The organism is Paenibacillus sp. Root52 (assembly GCF_001426865.1).
In the GTDB taxonomy this organism is placed as follows: domain Bacteria; phylum Bacillota; class Bacilli; order Paenibacillales; family Paenibacillaceae; genus Paenibacillus.
This window is the reverse complement of record NZ_LMFO01000002.1, coordinates 111,911-135,359: the sequence shown is the minus strand read 5'-3', so window position 1 is coordinate 135,359 and position 23,449 is coordinate 111,911. Positions and strand designations below refer to the sequence as shown.

Genomic DNA, 23,449 nt, shown 5'->3' with positions numbered 1-23,449 from the left:
GTCGCTACGTTATGCTGTGACTCTACACTTTCACTACAAAAGAAGCGGCGGCTGTCTCTGCCCCGTTCACAATAATGGTTAGCGTGTGCAGACCGGCATAGTATTTTCTCGTGGTAATCACCTTGAACGATTGCTTCGTAGTTACTCGGGTTCTTCCTGGTGGGTATACCTTGTCAGAACATTTGAACCGTTTGGGTGCCTGTTTGCCATTTGCCTTCATATAGCCCATCTCGTATTCAATTCGCAGCATCTGTGCTTCACCGCTCTCATTTACCACATCGAACGAAAAATGAAGTTCCTCACCGATGGCTACGGTCTCCTGCGCAAGCGTTAGATGTTCAATATGAATGGCGTCCTGTTCAAGATAACCGAATAAACGCAGTGCTTGAACATGTCCTTGCTTAAGTAGGGAACGACACGCGTGACGTACAATCCAGTCGGTATGTTCATGCTGCCCATACCAAGTGGATGCGAGATCGAGAACCAGATCAGGATGATCCTTCGAGATGTCATTGAGATGGTTTGCCACACTTTTACGCACATAGAGTGACTCGTCCTGTTTTAATGCATGGAGAATAGGGAGTGCGGGTGAAGGATCGCTGACTAAACTTCGGAGCTTCGAGCCCCATGGTAAACGCGGACGGCTACCTTCGCTTGCTAATCTACGGATATGTTCGTTCGAACTGCCTGTCCATTCCATCAAATGCTTCATTGTTTCAATGGGATAACGTTCAATAAACGGGCGTACCGCGAACTCCGAGCTGGAATAAGGTGTGAAGACGGTTAAGTACTTCATGGACAACGCATAGTGTTCTGGCTCAAGCCCGTTAACTTCAATGTAATCGGGTACGAATAGATACTCAACGCCGCGCATGTCCGGTGCAGCCTGCTCAATGATTTGTAACGCATCCTCATAACGAGTTGGAAGTACTTCAGTTAGTGCGAGGGTAATTCGGCGAATTCTTGCCTTGAACTCTAATGTATCCCAGCCTTCGGCAAAGACAAGATCGCGAAAACGCTGAGTATCCAGGGTGGGATGGAATTGTTGCAGTAGCTTACCCGTGCGTTCTATTAATGCAGGTGTGTATTTATCTTTAAAGAGTTCCATAGTCTGCCTCCTTGTTTCTTATGTAATGGCTAAGTTCGTTATTGTTATGTTCGATATTCCCGACCAACTAAATGTGTACAATGGTTGGGTTAACATATATAGTATACCTTAATTTAGAGAAATAAGAACATAGGTTCTTAATGAAAATGGAGAAAAATGAAGGCACCTTCTTTCTTCAAGAAGGTGCCAGAGCGAGCGTTAACGTTTGCTACTTTTGGGACGACGTTTGGCGGAACTTGTTTTACGTTTTACCGTGTTGCTACGGCGACGAGGAGTTGTTGTTGTTTTTTTGCGGCGTTTACGTGGCCGAGGCGAAGAATATTCCTCATAATCCGCATCTGCCTCGCTTTTATTGTTTTTCCCTTTACCAAACGGTAAAATTCCCATCACCAGTTTCATCATTGGAGCCATTTGCTGAATACCGCCGACAACTTTTTGCATTTTGCCGATGCCGCTCATGATGCCATCAATACCACCGAAACGGTCGATCATCCCTTTTAATTCACCGATGTTGGCAAGTGAGAACCCTGAGCTGCCAGACGATGCAGGTTCTTGAACCGGAATAGGGGCACTAACTGGGGCGCCTCCGGCATAAAAATTGGGGGCAGGTGCGCCTTGCCCATAAGGAACCAGTCCAGATGCCTCCACCTCAGCGAAGTTTGGATAATAGGGTTCCACGCCAGGATACATGGATTGAACCGGAGCCTCATTTAATGAACGTTGGATAACCCCTGGCGGTGCATAGGCTGAAGTATAAGCCTGCCGTTGCCGATGTGGATGGGAAGACGGACGTTGCCGTGGCGTAGGCTGGCGGTGATAATAATGCTGTGGCATAAACAATCACGTTCCTTCTATGTTGGATTTCGGAATTGCGTTCCCTCAGCTTGGTGTCAAAAGTACATAACAAGGCCGAGATGGAACTCCCTTTTGCTATACTGTATGTCATTCGCGGAGAGACGGCGTAGGCGGGTATCACGGAAAACGGGATATTTGCGGATTTGGGCGCATGGCATCAAAGGGGATTCTATGACGTATTGGGTAGTTCGGACACAAAATTGTAACATTTAGGATGGTTAAAATCCTACATATTTAATCGGGAATATACAGGCGAAAAACTGGATATACTGCGGGATTATCACGAGTTGTACGCGGTGAGAGGACAATAGTTCTTTTGAAAACGGTAACATGTATTTTTATTCTGCACTGCGTGAAATCGTTAACGCTTGAAATACCAACTCAGGATGCGTACAATGGGGGTACACAGTAACCGCTAGGGGATGATGATAAAATGCAGCTGAAAAAGCTAAATGATAAAAGTATTGAGCAATTATTCGAAGCCATCTTAACACTGAAAGATATTGAAGAATGTTATGTGTTCTTTGATGATCTATGCACAGTAAATGAGATTCAATCGATGTCTCAACGTTTGGAAGTTGCCCGTATGCTGGGTAAAGGCAACACGTATAATCAGATTGAAGCGGAGACAGGCGCAAGCACTGCGACGATTTCCCGCGTTAAACGTTGCCTGAACTATGGTAACGATGGATATAAAATGACCTTGGAACGTCTGGGACGCTAATGATGAAGAAACCGGGTGTACTTATCATTAGTCACGGCTCTCATGAGCAGACCTGGGTAGACTCCGTCGATGACGCGATCGCTCAGTTAAACTTACCTGAGGCTATGCCTGTTGAAGCCGGTTTTCTTGAACTTGTGGAAGGACGCCTGATCCAGGACGGTATCGACCGACTGGAAGCACAAGGTGTTACCGATCTCTTAGTCGTACCTTTATTTGTATCTTCAGGCAGTACGCATGTGGATGAGATAGAGTATGCGATTGGCGCCAAAGACGCGCCAGAACGCGAAACTGATCTGGAACCGTTCCATGTCACAGCCAAGGTACACTTCGGCTATCCGGTCGATAACGATCCTGATATCGCTGTTATGGTGTGGGACAAGGTGAAGTCACTATCGCAGGAGCCTGAGCATGAAACGATTTTGCTAGTGGGTCATGGAAGTATCCGTGATGGATTCCGCCAGCGCTGGGAAGTAGGTATTGCTTCACTTGCGGAACGGGTTCGTGAGGTTAGTGGTGTAGCACACACAGATTATGCTTTGCTTAACCCGGAGAGCGTGTATGATAAGGCGAAGTATTGGAGTGAAGAGCGGGGGAGCCGAGTCATCGTGGCGCCGCTGTTTTTGAGTGCCGGTTATTTCACCATGAACGTTATTCCGGAGCGCCTGAAGGATCTGAATTACGCATATCGTGGTGAGACGTTGCTGCCACATCCGCTCTTAGGTCAGTGGCTGGAACGGCAGATCCGTATTTTGTTAGACCGATGTCGTGCGACTGAGGTGTAAAGCTTTCTTTTGAAGAAAGAAATGTTAGAACTCCCTTGTGTCCATGAACGATAAGACAAACTCAACATGAAGATTTCTGATATGCTCCTATCATAGTAAAGCGTAGATGACCAACAACGTCTACGGTAACTGTGATGGGAGTTTTTGCAATGTGCATATCAAGTTCTAGTCCTAAAGCAAACGCTATGATGCAACTTGTTCTTGAAATTACGATTTATTGTAAGCGTTCCCGTGGTATAATGAACGAAGTTGTATACAAGTTACCTAAAACGTTTTCTGTATTATGATTTCATACTCTGAAAGTGAGGTTCAGTGATGATTAAAGTAACGGAAGATAATCAATATGTTGAATTGACAAGCCCGACGATTCTACCGAAGGCATCCGGATTTTTGTGGAATGAGAAGATGATGATCCATGTGAATTGCTGGGGGTATGCAGTGGCTCAATTTATGCAACCGGAACCTGCCAAATACTCATACGCGCCCAACCTGGAAGCCAAAACGTTTATGCAACCGGAACAGCCATATTTTGCTCACCATCCAGGACGATTTATATATATCAAAGACGAAGAAAGTGGAGAACTTTTCTCAGCACCATATGAACCGGTTCGTAAACAGGCCGACGAATATACCTTCGCTGTAGGTAAAAACGATATTCATTGGAGAGTTGTTCAAGACGATATTTGCATTGAAATGTCCCTACGTCTACCGAAGGAAGAGGTGATGGAGCTATGGCGTGTGCGAGTGACGAACCTGTCTTCGAGAAAACGCAAGCTTAGTATCTATCCGTATTTTACGGTCGGCTATATGTCATGGATGAACCAATCCGGGTCATATGTAGAGAATCTGCAGAGCATCGTCTGCTCGGCGATCACGCCGTACCAGAAGTATCAGGATTATAGCAAAATTAAAAATTATAAGGACAAGACCTATCTGCTTGCAGAGCATAAGCCAGTCTCATGGGAAGTGAATCAAGAGAGCTTCGAGGGCGAAGGAGGCCTTCATGCTCCTTCGGCACTTCAAGCGGATACACTACGTGGTGGTGATGCGCGGTACGAGACGCCTGTGGCTGTATTGCAATATAGATTGGAGCTAGATGCAGGCGCAGAGCAAGAGTATCGATTTGTCTTTGGCCCGGCCCATGATGAAGAAGAGATTGAGCGCATCCGCCAGCACTACTTTTTGAACAAAAATAAAAACGGACAGGACGGCTTCACCGCAGCTGAGAAGGAATATGCGGATTATGTTGCCGCAGGGCAAGGCAATATCCAGATCGAGACGCCGGATGGTTGGCTGGATAACATTGTGAATCACTGGCTACCTCGCCAAATGTACTATCATGGTAAGACTAATCGTCTATCCACCGATCCGCAGACCCGAAACTATTTGCAGGACAATATGGGCATGAGTTATATTCAGCCACAGATTGCGAGGGCTGCCTTCCTGACTGCAATGTCCCAGCAGCAGATCAGCGGCGCGATGCCAGACGGTATTATTTTGCACCCGGACGCAGAGTTGAAATATATTAACCAGATTCCTCATACCGACCACTGTATTTGGCTTCCAGTCTGCCTCAAAACTTATTTGGATGAAACGAATGATTATAGCATTTTGGAGGAACGGGTTTCTTTTGCAGACAGTGAGCAGCAGGCTTCGGTATTGGAACATATGAATCTTGCGATGCGCTGGCTGATCCATGAGCGGGATGGCCGAGGGTTGAACTACATTAATCAGGGTGACTGGTGTGATCCGATGAACATGGTAGGATACAAAGGCATTGGGGTGTCCGGTTGGCTGACGATTGCGACGGCATATGCATTTAATGTGTGGGCAGATATTGCTGAACAGGCAGGACATGCTGAGGTTACAGGAGAATTCCGTCAGGAAGCCACGCAGACTAATGCAGTAGCGAATGAGTACCTCTGGGATGGTAACTGGTATGCACGGGGCATTACGGATGATAATGTCGTGTTTGGTGTGAGCACGGATGTGGAAGGACGCATCTATATCAATCCTCAGAGCTGGGCACTCATGAGTGGGGCTGCGGATCAAGAGAAGCGGGAGAAGTTAATCCGTGCGGTAGAGGAGCAGTTGGAGTCCCCGTATGGTGTCGAGAAGCTAGCGCCGTCCTTCACGTCCATGCGGGAAGATGTAGGACGGGTTACGCAAAAGCATCCCGGAAGTGCAGAGAACGGAGCGGTATATAACCATGCTGCAGCATTCTATATCTATTCGTTGTATCTGGTCGGAGAGAAGGAGAGAGCCTATCGTTTGCTGCGTAAAATGATACCAGGCCCCAATGCCGAGGATATAATCCAGCGGGGACAACTACCTGTATTTATTCCCAATTATTATCGCGGAGCCTATCGCCAATTCCCACGTACAGCCGGACGATCCAGTAATCTGTTCAACACAGGTACGGTACCTTGGGTCTATCGTTGTGTGATTGACGGTCTGTTCGGATTACAAGGTCACCCGCAAGGACTTCTAGTTCGCCCACAACTGCCAGAGGATTGGAACAACGCTTCAGTTACACGTTTGTTCCGCGGGGCTGAGTTGCACGTAAACATGGAGAAGGATGCATCTGTTCAGGCGATGGAAGTTTATGTGGATGGTCAACGGATTGATGGCGATATCATCACGAATATACAAGCTGGGACAAGCTATAATGTAATGGTGAAATTGCCTTTGTAGATCTGTTTTTGTAAAACTAATTCTCTAAAATGAGTTGTAGCTACCTTTGTAGAACATAGCTTGCAGTAAATATTCAACGGTCTTTGTTTTCAAAAATACGAGTAGTATCTAGTGCTCTAAAGAATAGCTCATATTAAAACTGTCTCCTTGATAAGGGGGCAGTTTTGCTTTATAGATAGTATTCGATATTATTAATGATCTTCATCTAGCGTACTGATCAGAGATAATGAGTAGGCCTATGTCCGATTTTTCATGGAGAGTAGTAAGGTTTATTGAAGCTGTAGTAGGTTAAATTTTGCGTAGGCGGGTAGAATGGTAGTTTATATAATCGGTTTTGAAAAACATCGTGTGTTATGTAAAAGGAACCATTTTCATCGAGGACTAGGGTGGTTGCACTCTATAGGCTAGGACAAGTTCACATTTGATGATATGATGTAATATAAAGGCTTAGGGAATGAGACGGAATTCCTTAAGCATAGATATAGGATAACAACATTGTTAAGGCATGATTAACGGATAGGATGAGTTGGGTAAATTCTGGATAGCGCAAGATGCTTACAATGAAAGCTAATGAGAATGAGATCGTACAGACTCATGCATAATGTGGAATAGGTGGCGTATGAGATGAAAAAAGCTCGTTTAATATATAATCCGACCTCAGGCCGGGAAGAAATGAAGAAACGTCTGGCTGATATTTTGCAACGTTTGGATCAGGGTGGTATTGAAGCTTCATGTCATGCAACAACGGGTGAGGGAGATGCAACCCGGGAAGCAGAACTCGCCATTGAACGTGGATACGATATGATTATTGCTGCTGGTGGCGACGGGACGCTATATGAAGTCATCAACGGTATGGCTGAGCGTGAGAATCGCCCACCATTAGGCGTGTTCCCGCTCGGAACAACGAATGATTTTGCGCGTGCACTGGGCATTCCAAGACAGTGGGAGGATTACGTGGATTTGGTTATTAACCAACAGCTTCGTCCTCTGGATCTTGGGAAGGTGAACAATAAATATTTTATCAACATCGCAGGTGGAGGTTCATTGACTGAGCTGACCTACGAAGTGCCGAGTCGTCTAAAAACGATGATTGGGCAACTAGCCTATTATATGAAGGGCATTGAGAAAATGGCGAGCCTGTCTCCGCAGGAGCTAATTATCCGCGCAGCAGGTCAGGAGGAAATTCATGATGAATTCATGTTGTTCCTGATCGCTAATACGAACTCCGTAGGGGGATTCGAGAAGCTTGCCCCAGGTGCGACGATTGATGATGGACTGTTCGATGTCATCGGTGTGCGCAAATGTAACCTGGCTGACATGATCCGCCTCGTAACGCTTGCACTGCGTGGTGAACACCTGAACGATAAGAAGGTTGTTCACTTCCAGACGGATTATATGGAAGTGACTTCACCAGGCTATGTGCAATTGAACCTGGATGGAGAGCTGGGCGGTACGCTCCCGGCAACGTTCAAGAACCTACGACATCACTTGATGCTGTATCGTTGATTCAAGCGGGAGCTGTAACTAGAAGAGTCGTAAGACTGAGATAGCTCCAACCACAAGTGCTGCAAGACGCGAAAGTAAACATAAGTCGACAGGCACTGGAGACCCGATCGGGGTTCAATCCAGATACGGAGAAAAGTGCTGACCACCGCTATCATGAATTGAGGTACCGTGTGCTAGAGCTACAAGCGGTAGGAAACACTCTTCTGTTTAGCAAGATGCTACATGCATGAGTCGATAGACTGAGTGCTTCATCGTAGGGCTTTTCCAGTTGCGGCGATTGCAGAGATCACGTATAATCTCATGGGGTTCGTGCTAACGAACTCAGGAAGCCTTATTTTACCGAAATGAGTAGAACTAGAATTCTAACGAATCTCAGTGTCGCTATATAGGCTGAAATGACCCAAAAAGATATGGAAACACCATTGTAGAATGAAATAACGTCTCTGAAGTTCGTTAGAATTTTGGAACGTTATTTTTGATGTGAATAAGGTGTCTAGGGTTCGTTAGAGTTGAGTTAGTGTCAGTGAACTTATCAGCGAACTATGTCAGTGAACTATGGCTGGCTCGTGGACCTGAACATGCCCACCATACATGGATTAAACCACTGTCTGCATGGGCGGTGGAATTATATATTAAGAAGAAAGAAGTGAATGTACGTTGTCTAATACGAACCGCAGCGGTCGTGGAAAAAACCGCCGGAATTCGGCTGCCTCTCAGGGGCAAGGGAACGCTTCAGCGTCCCGTCAGTCGAGTCAATCATCTCGTCCATCTACACGTCAGCAAGGGAAAGGGACGCGGCCACAAGGCGCATCTCTCTCTACCGTTCGTCCGCAGGGGCGTGTGCGTGAATCAGCATCAATCGAAGGATTGCCTGTAAGCAAAAATGAAGAGACGGTCATCGACATTACTGGCATGAACCATGATGGTGAGGGTGTGGGCCGTGCCAAGGGGTATACCCTTTTCGTACAAGGGGCACTTCCGGGTGAGACCGTACGCGTACGCGTGATGAAAACCAAGAAGCAGTATGGTTACGCCAAACTTCTAGAGATCGTTAAGGCGAGCCCGGATCGGGTATCCGCTCCTTGTCCAATTTATGATCAGTGCGGCGGCTGCCAGATCCAGCATATGAGTTATGCTGGACAGCTTGCGTGGAAACGCCAGCTCGTGGTGGATAATTTGCAGCGGATTGGTAAGCTGAATGTGATGGTGGAGAACGCGGAGACACTAGCATCCAACTTGCAGGAAGATGCATCAGTTGATGTAGCGAAGTTGGCAGGACGGTCGGAACAGGATGCAAATGAGACAACTGGACAGGCTGCTTCAGATGCCAACAGTAACGAAAGCAACCGTATTCGTCTGCGTCTTGAGGGTGTCATGAACGAGGAAGACACAGCGCAGGGTATTCGCGTACTCCCAACGATGGGCATGACCGAGCCTTGGCGTTACCGCAATAAGGCACAGGTGCCCATTGGTGTAACCGAAGGTGGACTAGTGGGTGGATTTTATGCCAAAGGTAGCCACCGGATTATCGACATGGAGACATGCCTCATCCAGCATGAGCACAACGATGAAGTGGTTGCGAAGGTGAAGGAGATCGGCAGTCATTTTGGAATTAGTGCGTATAACGAAGAGACAGGCCGTGGACTGTTGCGTCATGTTGTTGTGAAAAAGGCGTTCCGTACCGGCGAGATGATGCTCGTGCTCGTTACCAATGGTCGAGATATTCCGTACAAGGACGAATGGATTGGCAGTATCCGTGAAGCGATTCCGCATGTGGCGAGTATCTGCCAGAACGTGAACAAGAAACAGACAAACGTGATCTTTGGTGATGAAACCCGTGTCCTATGGGGCCGTGATGTGATCTATGACTTTATTGGCGATGTGCAATTTGCGATCTCAGCTCGTTCATTCTACCAAGTAAACCCGGTTCAGACGGAAGTGCTGTATGGGAAAACGGTGGAGTACGCTGGACTCAGCGGCAAAGAAACCGTTATTGATGCCTATTGCGGCATCGGTACAATCTCTCTTTTCCTCGCACAGCATGCGGATCAGGTATATGGGGTTGAAATTGTGCCTGAAGCTATTGAGGATGCGCGTAGCAATGCGATGTTGAACGAAATGAAGAACGTGAAGTTCGAAGTTGGCGCATCTGAAGACGTGATTCCACGTTGGAAAGAGCAAGGTATCGAAGCCGATGTCATCGTTGTTGATCCACCGCGTAAGGGCTGTGACCCGCGCTTGCTTGATACCATTCTGGAGATGAAGCCGGAGCGTGTAGTGTATGTGAGTTGTAATCCAAGTACGTTGGCACGTGACCTGCGTGTGCTGGAGGATGGTGGATATCGCACAGTAGAGGTAACGCCGGTGGACATGTTCCCACATACCGTACATGTGGAGTCTGTAGCTTTGTTGGTGAGAAACGATTGAATAGATGCATCGGTGTTGTAGCTCCTCTAATGAGGGGCTATTTTTTTTGTAGGGATAAAATGTATAATGGAATTAATTTATATTGGATGGTGTAGTTATGGAAAAACTAAATTTAAAGCACGAAGCAAAGAATATTACCGCACTTCCTAAATATGAAGATGCCTTTATATATTACTTCCTAGAAACCACTAGGTCATTCATGTCGTAAAAGAATGAACTATTGTCTGGAATAGGGACAGTTAGTCATGAAGAGCCAGCTCGTATGAGGACAAGTACTGATGAAATTATGTTAGACAAAGAACCTGAAAAAATTGAAATGAAGTTTATTATACCATTTGATGTGATTTTGGAATTAGATCAATATTCCCAAAGATGGATAGATAAATGTTTATCTAAGGATAAACGTTCCTTTCTCGGAGTAATTTTAGAGTGTAGACTATTCACTCATGAGTTAATAAATACAAATAGGTTAGCTACGGCAACATACGTCAGTCTCTTTCCAGTACGAGCAATGGTACATGCGTTGATGATATCGGGTCTATACCAAAGTGGTCAGAAGATTGTTTAAGACTGGCAGAGGATCATTTTATGGTTAATGCAATTGGATTTATCGAACCAATCAGACAATACTATAGAGAGAACGAGTCAGTTTTCTATCAACATACTAGGGGGGGGGGATCTTTCATAGCTTATCCGGTAATATGTTCACAACTAATGGAGGTTTTAGGTCTTCTTGGTTTACTTCAAATTAAATAACAAGAGGTATTCTAGCAGAGGAAACAGCAGACATGCTAGAAACCTTAATAAACAACAATTTAAAAAACGAGTAAGCTTTAAATTGATTTTTGTTGTTAATATGAAACATTGATATGTTAGACATGTGTAATTGTATGCTTTTTAATTAAGGTGCAAAGAAAAATTACAATGAAATAGGAGTCAGTGACTGTGGAACTCTTAACAATTGGTAAATTAGCTAGTTCAGCAACGGGTTTTGTAACAAATTACATATTTAAAGAAAATGTAATCAAAAGTTTAAACCAATTGCAAAAAGAAAGCATTGAAACTAGAATCAGAATTGCTTTTGAAAAAGCAATTGATTTGTGCATTAGTCAGTTTATAAAAAAATGATGAGATGTCTGAGGAGACAATAAAATTAATAGTAGGAAATAATTCACTACTTGAACTTGTGTCAAGTAATTTGTTTGTGAAAGAGCTAGCTTTCGTTGAAATAGACTTGAAGGGTTATGGCATTACGTCTTCGATTCAGACTGATTTTATTAGGTTTTTCACCGTTACTTTACAAAATAATCTTCAACAAGATATTGAAATTCGTAGGTTACTACAAAATAACAATATTTATTGGAAAACAGAAAGGATTTATGATGCGACAAGGGCAATTCTTGGGGTTAATAATGAAATGAATCTAAAGATAGATAAATTCCCCACGGAGGTTAAAAAGATAATAAGTGAAGAATTACAAAAGTCTCTTTCTGAAGAAAAAAATGAACGTATAAAGCCACATTTATTGATAACTTTTGATAGTGAGGAATCTTTGTTATATTATCCTGAAAAGTATTCGAAAGTTAATAAAAAAGATGATATTAAAAATTATAGTTATTTTCCTTCCTTATCTCAGTTATTTAATATTGCTATAGTAAACACTGGCATGGGGTATGCTAAAAATATTGAAATAATTATTGAAATTTTAAAGGAAGATGTCTTTGTAACGGATAGAAATCTATTGTGGATGTTTATGAATCCAGTAGAACAAATTGATTATAGTGGGGATGAATTTGTACAAAGCGAGCAAATTGCTTATATTGAAAATGAAGAGGGGATACCCTTACCGTTAAATAGTAAGGCAAATGGATTAATTATATCTAGTATTTATAATATAAATAATTTCATTATGCTTTCTGATAAGGATTTTACACATATGAAAGATTATTATGATAAGAAGAAACTTCAACGGCCATTGCTGATTCCTTCAATATATATTACATTAAACTACCAAGATATAAGGGATAATAGATACACTAACAAATATAAAGTTGATTTTATCGGAACTGAACACTTTATTGGAAGTCACTTTGGAATAAAAGCAAAGACTGATTTCAATTATAGTCTTGATTAATGGATACTGTTTACTATGAAATTCCAAAGGACTGGACGTTGGATTACTCCGATGAAGGAAGAACTACAAAGGTTCATGAAATTTAAAGACCTTACTTCCGATATGTTTCATAGATTGGTGGAAAGAATAGAAGTTACAGCAGACGGGATACCGCAAATCAGTTACAGATTTGCCCCTCCCTCTGCTTTTCTTTAAGCCAAAAGTTTAGTGACCGACACTCAAGTCATGTGGAGTCGGTGGCTTTGTTAAAATGGAAGGAGCGAGATTAGTCCTACGCCCCTTGTTGTTCCCAGATTGAGGACGGGAAATATTGTAACGTATGGCTTTAATTGAACCGTCTTCATTAACTTCAATTTTATGAACCAGTCTTTGAAGTACCTGCTTCAAGACGGGTTCATCGTCAATGTCAAGTTCGGTGAAGCGAGATATTTGCTCTCAAAAGGCACGGAGTTGTTCTTCCGTGTCTTTTTTTGTTTCAAATAGGCTTCAATCTCTGCCTTTCTTTGGGAAGACTTACCTTGTTCCGCTTGGATATGTTCATTCTGTGCTTTACTGATTTTGCAATCACAATGGCAAAACTTTTTCTTCTCTGAATCTATTAAGTCGCTGAATTGCTTCCCGATTGGTCTCAAGTCTCATTGTATGGGAATACTAGTGTTTTCAATTTGAGCATGCATCACTGATAGCAGAATGCCCTCAAGATTGGAAGTATCTATAAATCTCTTTGACTGTTCATAGTCATCAACCCTTTACTATTAATGGTGCTCCATGTTTAATAAGGCGCGAACATAAATATGAAGGACGTAAAGAGGAGTTTGGAAAGTTTTGCCGAATAGTTCAATATACCTACAACAAAGCATCAGGAGGGAGTCAAAAGAAGTGCAAAGTACTACAAGATCAACCGCCAATCAACCCAACAGGACAACGTCCGCCCAAGCTAACAGGGCTATCGAAAGCCAGACAGGGGGAGCAGGGAGGCAATCGAACACAGCAAATAAAGCTGTTGTATGTCGCAAGTGCAAGTCACAGCAAGTCGTAGCGAACAAAAGAGGATATAGTTTCGCAAACATGTTTAAAACACTGGGATGGATGGGGTTATTTCCTTTCCTATTAGTGTTAATTGGTACGATTGTAGCTTTTTATTTTCAATCGAATGCAAGAATAGAAATTGGTGGAATTAGTAGTGGAAGTAGTACCGGAGATGGGCCATTTGGAGCTATAGTAGCAATCATCGGAGTTCTTTGCGGGATATCCATGTTTACATCCTTACCTGTAAGTATCCTAGTCGGATTCGCTGGGAGAAGTGAAATTGTTAACGGCTGTATGAACTGTGGCTTTAAATGGAGACCTGCTAAGAGGAAGTAAACAATTGATAGGGAGCATCTGTCACTGTTGAGCTTTAAGGGAGTTACATAGTCCTACATTTACATATTCTATCCGGACTCAAGCATCTAATGCTTGGGTCTTTTAACGATTCTATATTAATTAATTTTTTTCTAATTCTGCGATCAATAATGATGTAGTGTGCTACAATCTCCTGAGATTGGGTATTATGCGTTTGAAAAGCAAGTTGCTGGGCTTATCAGTCCTCGTTGAGCAAAATAAGCTTAGTGTAAGTCAAAGGTGGGTCTTTTTATGTCAAAAAATGATAATATGCTAACCATTCTATGGATGTTGAATTCGGGAGAGAAATGGACTGCCAAGCAAATATCGGAAAAGTTAGAGATAAGTATAAGAACCGTTTATCGGTATATTGATGCATTATGTGCGAGTGGGGTTCCGATTATATCTGACTCAGGCCACAATGGCGGGTATAGCTTGCTGCACAAATTTATTAAGTCCCCCCTACTATTTAGTATGGATGAAAAAAAGACATTGCTTCATGCTGCCCTATTTGCAAAAGAAGCCGGATATCCGTTGAGTGAAGCATTAGAGAATGCAACATCCAAGTTGAAAATGTATTCGAATCAGGAGCAGGAAAGGTTACTTAGCCATCAATTAGCTGGGTTTGAAGTGATAAACCGGAAGGGCTACCCCGCTGTTCAGCCGGTATTGCAAGAACTAGAGTTTGCTGTAGCAAATGAAGAGTCTGTAGAAATTTGTTATCGCAAAAAACATGAAGAGCAGTCGCAAAATAGGGTGATTGACCCGTATGGCGTGGTGAATTGGAATAATAAGTGGTACACCATTGCGTTTTGCCACCTTCGGAATGAGATCCGAAGCTTTCGGGTAGAACGAATTCTGAACATCACACGCACGCCATTCTCTTTTAGTCGTCCCAAAGATTTTTCAGCGCGTACTTTTTTTATAGGAAATCTGCTGCCAGATGTAGCAGGTAAACCCGGATTAATTTCTTTAATTATTGGTGGCAGGGCAGAGGCGTTGGATGATTTATGCTTACACTGGTTTTTGGAGCATCATTTACAGGAGCGAACAGCAACGCAAGCCATTTTTTTACTTGAGGAAGATTTACTGTATACACATGTTCCGTATATCATTCTTCCCTATGGGAAATCCATTCACGTTATAGAGCCACAGAATTTAAAGAAGAGACTTGTGGCGGTTGCCTCAGACTTAATGGAATATTATCAAGCTTAATAACTTCACTGACAGCAGTTGTCAGTGAAGTTATTTTATTATAATGATAACCACTCATGAAAGATGAATGGTTGCTGTTACTAATAACTTTATGAGGAGCACTTAGAAATGAATAATACCGTATACCTTTATGTTTTTGATACCATGTCCGATTGGGAGATCGGTTATTTAACCGCCGAATTGAACTCTGGAAGATACTTTAGACAGGGGCTGGCTCCAGTAAAAACAGTCACTGTTGGAGTAGAAAAGACGCCAGTAACAACCATGGGCGGATTGAAAATAATACCTGAAGTTACAGTGGATGAATGCAGTATTAAAAGCATAGATGCACTTATTTTACCTGGTGGAAATACATGGACAGAAGCTGTTCACGAGCCCATATTAAAAATAGCCAAGATATGTTTAGAGGAAGGGATTGTCATTGGAGCAATTTGCGGTGCTACCATAGGACTTGCTCAAGCAGGTTTGCTAGATTCACGTCGGCACACAAGCAATGATTTGGCCTACCTTAAAATGATCTGCCCCTCTTACACAGGCGAAGAATATTACAATATGGAATCTGCTGTCACGGATGGGAAATTGATCACTGCATCCGGAGTAGCTCCATTAGAGTTTTCCGTTCATGTGTTAAAAGAGTTAGATGTGTTTTCTCCCACAACCTTGGATGCTTGGTATCGTCTTAATAAAACTCATGAACCTACATATTTCTATGAATTAATGAATTCAATCCAATGACAGTATAGGGATATAAGCCATGTAGAATCGATGGCATTGTTGATAAGGAAAGATTAATGATAAAGATGCATTGGTTTTAAGCCCCTTCTTTGATTAGTGGGGGTATTTTGCAGGCTACGAGCAGTAATAGAACGTAATTGATACTTAACTTAATTCCAGCTATGGGCTTCGTCGATTTTGAACAGACACGATGCCCCATAGAGGAAATAATTTGTCCCTACTTACTCCTGTTCCAGGTTGGAAGAAATGTTCTGGTGAGGACCCGTCAATTCGTTCATCTTTTTATCCAATAGGATTTTGGAGGGCGGATACCCTTTAATTTTTTTGAATAGCTTGCTGAAATAAAAGATATCTTCAAAGCCGCATTTATATGCGGCATCCATTACGGTAAACTCACCGCTAAGCAGAATATTCTCCGCATTGCTAATCTTCATTTTATTAATATATTCCTTTACAGAAGAGCCTGTACACTTCTTGAAAAGTGTTCCGTAATATGCGGTTGTTACGCCGGCAATATTAGCAAGTTCTTCTACTTTGATCGGATGGTGGAGATTGTTCAGGATATATCTGATGGTTTTCTGGATTCTGCTGTCTATGTTCTGAACGTTAATTTTATAATAGAAGCGCTTGAAATATTGATGAAGAATCATCAAGAGCAGCGCATGGGCTTTTATTTCAAATCCTGGCTCTTTCTTCAACCACACAAGTGTCAGTTCATTATATAAAGATAATAATTCTTCGGAGAAGCCAATATGGGTTATCAACGGAAAGGGAAGCTCCACATGATTGCCCTTAATATCATATAACTGAAAATTAATAGCAAAACTTTCGATCGGATTGTTCGCATCCGTAGTTGCACTTCGCCGACTGTCTTGTGGAATACATATGAGATCGCCCTGATTGACTTCAACATATTCATCATTCACTTTGTAAACAGCTTTCCCGCTTGTGAAAAAGGATAAATCGATAAAGTTCGTTGTCGCATCTTCAATAATCCAATTCGGAGTGGAACGCCTATTGATGAAATATTCGATTTGCGGATTAATTTCTTTGTAGTCCATAATCATCTCCATTTTTCGTTACAACATAGTGATCTAGAATTGGAGACCTCCAAAAAAAGAGTAGACGTGAGCTATAGGAGGGGATTTATTGTAACCGCTTTCGAAAAAAATACAAAGCATCTAGACTTCATCCATGGAGTTAATTATAAGGAGTGTATATCATATTATCAATCATCAACTCAGAGTGGCAGAGAGAGAGTTTACATGTCGGTGACGGATTGCTGAGCTTCATTCAACTGCTCGTCAATCGTAAGGTTGTAGACAGTTGAGACCTTGTAGTCATTCACTTTTGTGAATGCGCTTTCAAATTGTTTTCGTTCAATATCAGAGGGAGGTGTTGTATTGTTCGTTAAGCCATGTATGACGTAATCAAAGGAAAATATAGAAAGATAAGATATCAAACACTCAACCTCTCAATATTATTCTATTGGGCAGCTCTATGACGAGTTTAGAAATTGCCTTGAGAAAAGGAGAAAACGAAGATGAACCATGAAAAATGTTTAAAAAACGTTTCCCGCATGCTCGTAGTCATCATGTTGCTCTCCATATTTACATTTACTCCTATCCCAGCTGCTGCGGCTGAAGACGAACTGACCGTTGATATTAATATGACTGTTGAACTGAACGATCTCATTGCTCAAGCTGAGGCTCTCAAAGCCGGAAACCAGGAATTCCCACTCCAAGTTAGTCAGTCTGGCGATGGCTCTGATGTGAATCAAGCTTTTCCCTGGGTTAATGCCAATGAACTTCAAGATCTTGATCATGCGCTTGAGTATGCGCGTGATGCGCTCACTCCCACAGACGAAGCTATAGCTAGCCTTCAAGAAGCCATAGTGAATTTCACTGAAACGATCAAATCGGACGGCTCAGATCCCTATTTTCGTCTTGATCCAGGTACGGGGAAGCTACCTGTAAAAATTACAGAGCCCACCAATGATTGGTCTGCCAAAAATCCACCACTCGATAACCGTGTTCCTGCTGACTTTGCTGGTGGTACATTTGAAATGATTCCATATCCTTTTGCAGATTCCCAAGGTAAAGCTGATGTTCTTCAGATCAATTACGTCCACGATGGGACAGGCAACTTCGGCGGAATGTCCATTCAATCACCCTTGTCTCCGAGTGTAAATGTTCCTGAAGGTGCAACGATTGATTTTGATGTGTACTATCCCAAGAGCGCTCAAGGCAAATTTATGAGGTGGAGAATCAGAAATGCTGGCACGGACATCGATGCATACCTCAGAGATTACGATTATAACAACCTTAACCCCGACTGGACTGGTAGCTACAACGGCGAAACCTGGTTGTTGAAGCATCACAGTATTACTGCTACCACAGGTATGTCCTCTAACTTCATTCTTGAACTCCACGGCGAGAACGGACGTCCTGCAGAAACCAGTATGCTTCTTGTCGGCAATATCAAAATAACCGAACCTGATCCTAACGGTGTTCCACTTCCGAGCGTAGTCAACAAGGAAAACCAGAGTGCCGTAACGCCTTTAAAGGATATTTACAATAGAGACAATGGCAAGTTCATGGTCGGTACGATTGGAACCGGAGCAGTAACCGGAACGAGAGCCAATCATTATGAAATCTTTGTCGATGGCAATAATCTCAAAGCCGATGCTACGCATCCCCGCGGTCCAAGCTGGTTGAAAAGTGTTACTGACGAGGCTCTGATCGGCGCAAGCACCACTCCTGGTATAGGAGAATACAGTTTTCCGACTAGCTCATATCAAGCGATTAGGGATTCCGGAACTCCCGGACAGTACAAGTCCCACGGCCACGTTCTGGCATGGTATAACCAAGCTCCTGCATGGATGAGACAAATGATTCCTGCGACCATTACATTGGGATACAATGGCACAACTGATTACTACGGATTGGGTAACGGTGTTACAACCATGGTTAAAGTAGACAAAGAAATGGCCAGAAGAGTGCAGTTTAACCACACCATGTATGTAATGCGGCACTTCCTGACTACAGATACGAAGTATGGCTCAAGCATATCCCGAGGAGTAATTCCGTTTCATTCATGGGATGTACTCAATGAAGAGGTTCACGAAAGCCGTCACAGTGAGACGATTCCTGAGGACCCGAACAGCTGGAGACAGACACTCAAAAACACCAACTGGCTTGCTGCAATGTCGGATGATGTGATTGGCGGCGATATCTCTGAGCATTACATTTACTTGCTGTTCAAATACGCGCACATCGCGGCACCCAATACCCAGATGGCTGAGGCTTACAAAGCCAATTACGCTGACCTTCCCGAGTACATGAAGCTTGATGGCAACGACAATGCTGGTAGCATTGACGCTTATATCGTTAACGATCCACCAAAGCTGACTTACAACGATTACGACATTTCTAATCGTACCAAGGCGAGAACGGTATACAACATGGTTCGTGCGCTGAACACCGCATGGCTCTCTGATCCACTATATGACGGAAGGCCCCTTATCGAAGATATCGGTATTCAAGGACATGATTCGATTGGGAGGACACTTGCAAGCGATAACCAATATGCCGTAGCCCTCTATGCTTCTCTCGTTGACCAGGGTCTTCTGTCCGGTATCGCTTATTCAGAACTTGACCTTAAGATGCCAACGACTACCCCAGGTGGTGGTGCCGTTGCTCCAGCAACGCTTAATGTCAGACAATCGGATGCTCTGGGTTATGAGTACGCGCTGCTGTACAAAATGTTCGACAAGTTCTCTCCATACATCGATCATATTATCAGCTGGGGCGTAGCTGGCTCAGGATGGCAGGGAAGCTATGTGCTGTTTGACAGTCAGAGCAATGCCAATGCCGGCTACTATGGAGCCGCGAATCCAGACAGATTCATTCTTGGACATTCATATCTGGATGAATTCTATGAAGGTGAATATGAGAAAATCCAGAGCAATGAAATCGATCTTGGTGATCTCGGAATCTATACACCCCGGGATAATGTGAGTGTGAACCTCAACCTCAGCGGCTTGACACTGAGTAGTGGAACACTGCAACCGACTTTTGATGCAGCAACGACCCAATACGCTGTTTCCTTGCAGGATGCTAATAACATTAACGTAATTGCGACAGCAGCGGACAACAGGGCAACCGTTAAAGTGAACGGTACAGTTGTTGCTAGCGGTGCAGCTTCCGAAGCCATATCGCTGACACCTGGTACAGTAACGAACATCAATGTAGAGGTAACAGCTGCCAATGGTACGGTAAATACGTATACGATAAAAGTGAAAAATGGCAAGACGGAGACTCCGTCTATCCCATCTATCCCGTCTAATCCATCAATTCCATCGAATCCATATACACCTTCAACGCCGGCACCAGCACCACCAGTTGTTCAGAATGAGACAGTGACCCCGCAGACAACGGTGAAGAATGGAACCACATCTGTTCTGACACTGGATCTGGCCAAGGCAAAGGAACTGTTAACGCAAAATGCCACTATAGATATACCTGTGGCGCAAGGCGTGAATGCATACGAGGTGAGTTTGCCTGCAGTAGCACTGACAAGTGGAACAAAGGATGATAAGCTCACGCTTTCCACTGAATTAGGTGAAGTTGTAATAACCGGTAACATGTTGACCGGCATAGCTGAAAGTAGCAAGGAAGTGACTCTGAAAATTGCGAAAAGCGACAAGTCGAAGCTCCCAGCAGAAGTGAAGGAGGCTCTAGGGGATAGGCCTTTTATACAGCTTACGCTTACGGTTGACGGCAAAGAAACAGTCTGGAATAATCCCAGTGCGCCTGTAACGATATCCTTACCTTACAAGCCAACTGCGGACGAACAGAAAAATCACGAACAGATTGTTGTATGGGACATCGACGGAAGTGGTGATGTGGTTACATTACCGAGCGGACGTTATGATCCGAAGACGGATAGGGTAACCTTCACAACAACTCATTTCAACAGTTACGCGGTGGCTTACGTATCCAAGACATTCACAGACCTCGGAAAAACTACATGGGCAAGAAATGCAGTCGAAGTACTTGCTTCCAAGGAGATTCTCAAGACAGAAGGGAATGTATTCAATCCGTCAACCGATATAACAAGAGCAGATTTCTTGTATTCTCTTGTTAGGGCACTGGGATTGACCGCAAAGGTAAATGGCAATTTCAGTGATGTACAGGAGAATGCTTACTACTATAATGAAATTGCAATCGCCAAAGCCCTTGGTATTGTGAATGGCCTAGACAATGATAGATTTGGTGGCGATAACAAGATCTCAAGGCAGGACATGATGGTTTTGACTGAAAGAGCCTTGAAACTTGAGAAAAAGCTGAATAATCAAGGGACAGCTGCAAATCTGGAGAAATTCTCCGATAAGTCCCAAATTGCTCCCTATGCGGTGGATAGTGTAGCTAACCTAATTAATGAAGGGTTGATCGAAGGCAGCAATAACAAAGTCAACCCGCGAGGAAACACAACCAAAGCAGAAGCTGCGGTATTCCTTTACAGGCTCTATAACAAATAAGAAATTCGTATTAGGATTATGAACCACGCTAACAATTGTTGGCGTGGTTTTTGCCGTGAGCATCTGTCACGAAGCGGCGTATATTCTTAACCCCTCCTAGAAATTTGCAGGGTACATTCTGCGGTATTGATGATATTATTTGGAGGATCAACTTACTTATTGCGCTCTTGTAGATTGGGGTTGAGTACATAATGAGAGAGAGTTTTAGAATGGGTTCTCGTACGATCTGGCTTTATATCGTTGCGGCTATTGTTGTTGGCTCCGTCGTAGGTTACTTTGTTCTCTCTGTGCCGGACTCTCCTAAGTTCCAAAGTGAAGAAGGTGTTCTGGATTTAACGCAGGTTCAGGTCAGTACGAATCCACAAAAGTTAACAGGGGAGTGGACGTTCTACTGGAAAGAGTTGCTGTCGCCTGAGGACATCCGAGTTCGTTCAGAAAAGGATGGGAATCAGGATCACTGGATCAGTATCCCGAGTTCCTGGCTAGGCTACCCATTAGAGGGTGAGCGGCTGAGCGGTACAGGTTATGCAACCTTTCGACTGATCATCCAACTGAGTGAGCAGGATCGGAATGAGCGGCTTGCTCTGCGGCTGCCTAGCATTTTCCATGCGTACAAATTATGGGTAAACGGTGAACTGTTGGCAGAAGTTGGTGAGGTAGGTCGGGATAAGGGTAGCATGATCCCGCATCTGGAAACGAAGCTGTTATTTTTTCAACCTGAAAACGATATGGTAGAGCTGGTTATGCAAGTAGCTAACTTCAATCATAAGCGTGGCGGTATCACCAAGTACATAGAACTAGGTGGCAGTAACGTGTTAACGGTTAGGACAAATTTAAAAATCGCCGCAGACATGTTCATCACGGCAAGCCTGCTGGTGATTGGCATATATAATCTGCTGTTGTTTATGTTGCGACGCAAGGACAAGGCTCCGTTGTATTTCGGTCTGTTCACTGTGTTGTTCGGTATTCGCTCTTTGCTAGGCGGAGAGATCATGATTACACAATGGTTTCCTCATTTTCCTTGGGAATTGCAGTTCAAGATGGAGTATCTGATTCTTTGTGTTAGCGGTTATATCATCACCATGTATTTTGATTGTATTTTTCCGTATTATGTGTCGCGATGGTTTCGTCTGAGCACTCGGGTTACAACTGGCGCATTCTGTATCCTTGTTGTGGTAACCCCTGCACTTATTTATACGAAGTTATTGCTGGCAATCGGTGTAATGGTTGTTCTACATATGGTTTACCTGATGGTCGGGCTGGTTCAAGCAGCTATGCGACGTATGGAGGGCGCATTGCTCTTCCTCCTGGTATCGATGGTTACTTTGTTCACGGTTGTGAACGATTTTCTATATTACAACGGATGGTCAGTGATCGGAAATACATCCCCACTTGGCCTATTAATATTTACGTTCGCTCAGATGATTTTGCTTTCTTCGAGATTTACAAAGACAGCAACGAATGAGGAAAGAATCGCACGTGAGTTGCAAAGCGCGAACGACAAGCTAGTTGAAATGAACATGAATCTAGAACGAACTGTGCAGGAGCGCACGCAGGCCTTATCTACAGTTCATGATGATCTCCGTACTTCGTATGACCGGTTACTTCACTCCGAGCAAGGAAGGAAGAAGCTACTCGCCTATATTACGCATGATCTGCGTATGCCGCTGTCCAGCATGCTTGGGTACGTAGAAGCTGTGCAGGATAGGGTTAAGCCGGAGCGTGATGAACAGTATCTGAAGTATATCCGGGAGAACACGATCAGGATTAATCGTATGATTGAGGAGTTATCCTTTTTATCACATTTGGAGACTGGACAAGTCTCGTACCGAATGGAGCCGGTTCAGATCATTTCCTTCTTGCGTCATTTCTATGAACAGTATGAGCTGGTAGTGCGTGATGCAGGGTTAGATTTTATAATAGATATCGGAGATGTGGAAGATCAACAACCTAACTTGCCTATTGTCGAGATGGATGCAAAAAGAGTAGATCAGGCCTTATTTAACCTAGTGTCGAACGCCATGAAGTTCACCTCCAGAGGAGGGCAGGTGCGTATTGCCCTAGCTGTGAACGAGGTGAATCAGACTGGGCAGGCGATCATTAGCATACAGGATTCTGGAATAGGTATTCCTCCGGATCAGCTGGAGCAAATTTTCGAACGTAACTACAGATACGATCAACCGGGGCTGGATAAGGGCAATGAGGGTAGTGGACTGGGGCTAGCCATTTGCAGAGAAATCATACTTGCACAGGGCGGAACAGTTCGAGCGGAGAGTGACGGTAAGTTGGGAGCGACATTCTATGTAACGCTTCCTTGTATTGAGAGGGCAGGAAGGGGATGATA

Annotated in this window: 17 protein-coding genes; 13 read left to right on the top strand and 4 right to left on the bottom strand. The window is 43.7% G+C overall.

Going from position 1 to position 23,449, the window contains the following annotated elements; translation table 11 throughout:
• Nucleotides 1–22: 22 nt before the first annotated feature.
• Complete coding sequence (locus tag ASD24_RS05740) at nucleotides 23–1,108, bottom strand: DNA alkylation repair protein (protein WP_056692919.1); 1,086 nt, start codon at nucleotides 1,106–1,108, stop codon at nucleotides 23–25.
• A gap of 198 nt (nucleotides 1,109–1,306) precedes the next feature.
• Entirely contained in the window at nucleotides 1,307–1,942 is a 636-nt protein-coding gene (locus tag ASD24_RS05735) for a hypothetical protein (protein ID WP_082560299.1), read from the bottom strand.
• Nucleotides 1,943–2,396: 454 nt separating this feature from the next.
• Here ASD24_RS05735 and ASD24_RS05730 point away from each other — a divergent pair, with 454 nt between their 5' ends.
• The 8 genes from ASD24_RS05730 to ASD24_RS05695 all read left to right on the top strand — a co-directional run bounded on the left by ASD24_RS05730 (nucleotide 2,397) and on the right by ASD24_RS05695 (nucleotide 12,230).
• Complete coding sequence (locus tag ASD24_RS05730; RefSeq protein ID WP_017690665.1) at nucleotides 2,397–2,687, top strand: YerC/YecD family TrpR-related protein; 291 nt, start codon at nucleotides 2,397–2,399, stop codon at nucleotides 2,685–2,687.
• 2 nt (nucleotides 2,688–2,689) lie between these two features.
• Entirely contained in the window at nucleotides 2,690–3,469 is a 780-nt protein-coding gene (locus ASD24_RS05725) for a sirohydrochlorin chelatase (RefSeq protein WP_056692911.1), read from the top strand.
• A gap of 315 nt (nucleotides 3,470–3,784) precedes the next feature.
• The gene (locus ASD24_RS05720) at nucleotides 3,785–6,163 is read left to right on the top strand and encodes a GH36-type glycosyl hydrolase domain-containing protein (protein ID WP_056692908.1); all 2,379 of its coding nucleotides are present in this window, start codon (nucleotides 3,785–3,787) and stop codon (nucleotides 6,161–6,163) included.
• A 624-nt stretch (nucleotides 6,164–6,787) separates the two neighbouring features.
• Nucleotides 6,788–7,669 (top strand): diacylglycerol kinase, encoded by an 882-nt coding sequence (locus ASD24_RS05715; RefSeq protein WP_056692905.1) that lies wholly within the window; start codon nucleotides 6,788–6,790, stop codon nucleotides 7,667–7,669.
• 657 nt (nucleotides 7,670–8,326) lie between these two features.
• Nucleotides 8,327–10,096, top strand: coding sequence for a 23S rRNA (uracil(1939)-C(5))-methyltransferase RlmD (rlmD, locus tag ASD24_RS05710; RefSeq protein WP_056692902.1), 1,770 nt, complete (start codon nucleotides 8,327–8,329; stop codon nucleotides 10,094–10,096).
• 286 nt (nucleotides 10,097–10,382) lie between these two features.
• Nucleotides 10,383–10,664 carry a hypothetical protein gene (locus tag ASD24_RS30925; protein WP_235540407.1) on the top strand — a complete coding sequence of 94 codons (282 nt, stop codon included), beginning with the start codon at nucleotides 10,383–10,385 and terminating at the stop codon, nucleotides 10,662–10,664.
• A gap of 377 nt (nucleotides 10,665–11,041) precedes the next feature.
• The gene (locus ASD24_RS05700; RefSeq protein WP_056692897.1) at nucleotides 11,042–11,224 is read left to right on the top strand and encodes a hypothetical protein; all 183 of its coding nucleotides are present in this window, start codon (nucleotides 11,042–11,044) and stop codon (nucleotides 11,222–11,224) included.
• A gap of 4 nt (nucleotides 11,225–11,228) precedes the next feature.
• Nucleotides 11,229–12,230 (top strand): hypothetical protein, encoded by a 1,002-nt coding sequence (locus ASD24_RS05695; RefSeq protein ID WP_056692895.1) that lies wholly within the window; start codon nucleotides 11,229–11,231, stop codon nucleotides 12,228–12,230.
• A gap of 383 nt (nucleotides 12,231–12,613) precedes the next feature.
• On the opposite strand, the gene ASD24_RS30920 is transcribed toward ASD24_RS05695, so the two are convergent.
• Complete coding sequence (locus ASD24_RS30920) at nucleotides 12,614–12,862, bottom strand: hypothetical protein (RefSeq protein WP_082560294.1); 249 nt, start codon at nucleotides 12,860–12,862, stop codon at nucleotides 12,614–12,616.
• A gap of 436 nt (nucleotides 12,863–13,298) precedes the next feature.
• Between ASD24_RS30920 and ASD24_RS30915 the strand changes: the two genes are divergently transcribed.
• The 3 genes from ASD24_RS30915 (at nucleotide 13,299) to ASD24_RS05675 (ending at nucleotide 15,563) form a co-directional block, all read left to right on the top strand.
• On the top strand, nucleotides 13,299–13,595 hold the full coding sequence (locus tag ASD24_RS30915; protein ID WP_235540405.1) for a hypothetical protein: 297 nt from the start codon (nucleotides 13,299–13,301) through the stop codon (nucleotides 13,593–13,595).
• 270 nt (nucleotides 13,596–13,865) lie between these two features.
• Nucleotides 13,866–14,828: a helix-turn-helix transcriptional regulator gene (locus ASD24_RS05680; protein ID WP_056692888.1), complete on the top strand. Its 963-nt coding sequence runs from the start codon at nucleotides 13,866–13,868 to the stop codon at nucleotides 14,826–14,828.
• Nucleotides 14,829–14,936: 108 nt separating this feature from the next.
• Complete coding sequence (locus ASD24_RS05675; RefSeq protein ID WP_056692886.1) at nucleotides 14,937–15,563, top strand: type 1 glutamine amidotransferase family protein; 627 nt, start codon at nucleotides 14,937–14,939, stop codon at nucleotides 15,561–15,563.
• A 221-nt stretch (nucleotides 15,564–15,784) separates the two neighbouring features.
• Here the strand turns inward: ASD24_RS05675 and ASD24_RS05670 are convergent, their stop codons facing one another.
• A complete protein-coding gene (locus ASD24_RS05670) occupies nucleotides 15,785–16,624 on the bottom strand; it encodes a helix-turn-helix domain-containing protein (RefSeq protein WP_162248927.1) in 840 nt (279 codons plus the stop codon).
• Nucleotides 16,625–17,106: 482 nt separating this feature from the next.
• Here ASD24_RS05670 and ASD24_RS05665 point away from each other — a divergent pair, with 482 nt between their 5' ends.
• Nucleotides 17,107–21,105, top strand: a complete 3,999-nt coding sequence (locus ASD24_RS05665; RefSeq protein WP_056692881.1) for an S-layer homology domain-containing protein — start codon at nucleotides 17,107–17,109, stop codon at nucleotides 21,103–21,105.
• Between the two features lie 191 nt (nucleotides 21,106–21,296).
• Nucleotides 21,297–23,447, top strand: coding sequence for a sensor histidine kinase (locus ASD24_RS05660; RefSeq protein WP_056692878.1), 2,151 nt, complete (start codon nucleotides 21,297–21,299; stop codon nucleotides 23,445–23,447).
• Nucleotides 23,448–23,449 lie beyond the last annotated feature (2 nt).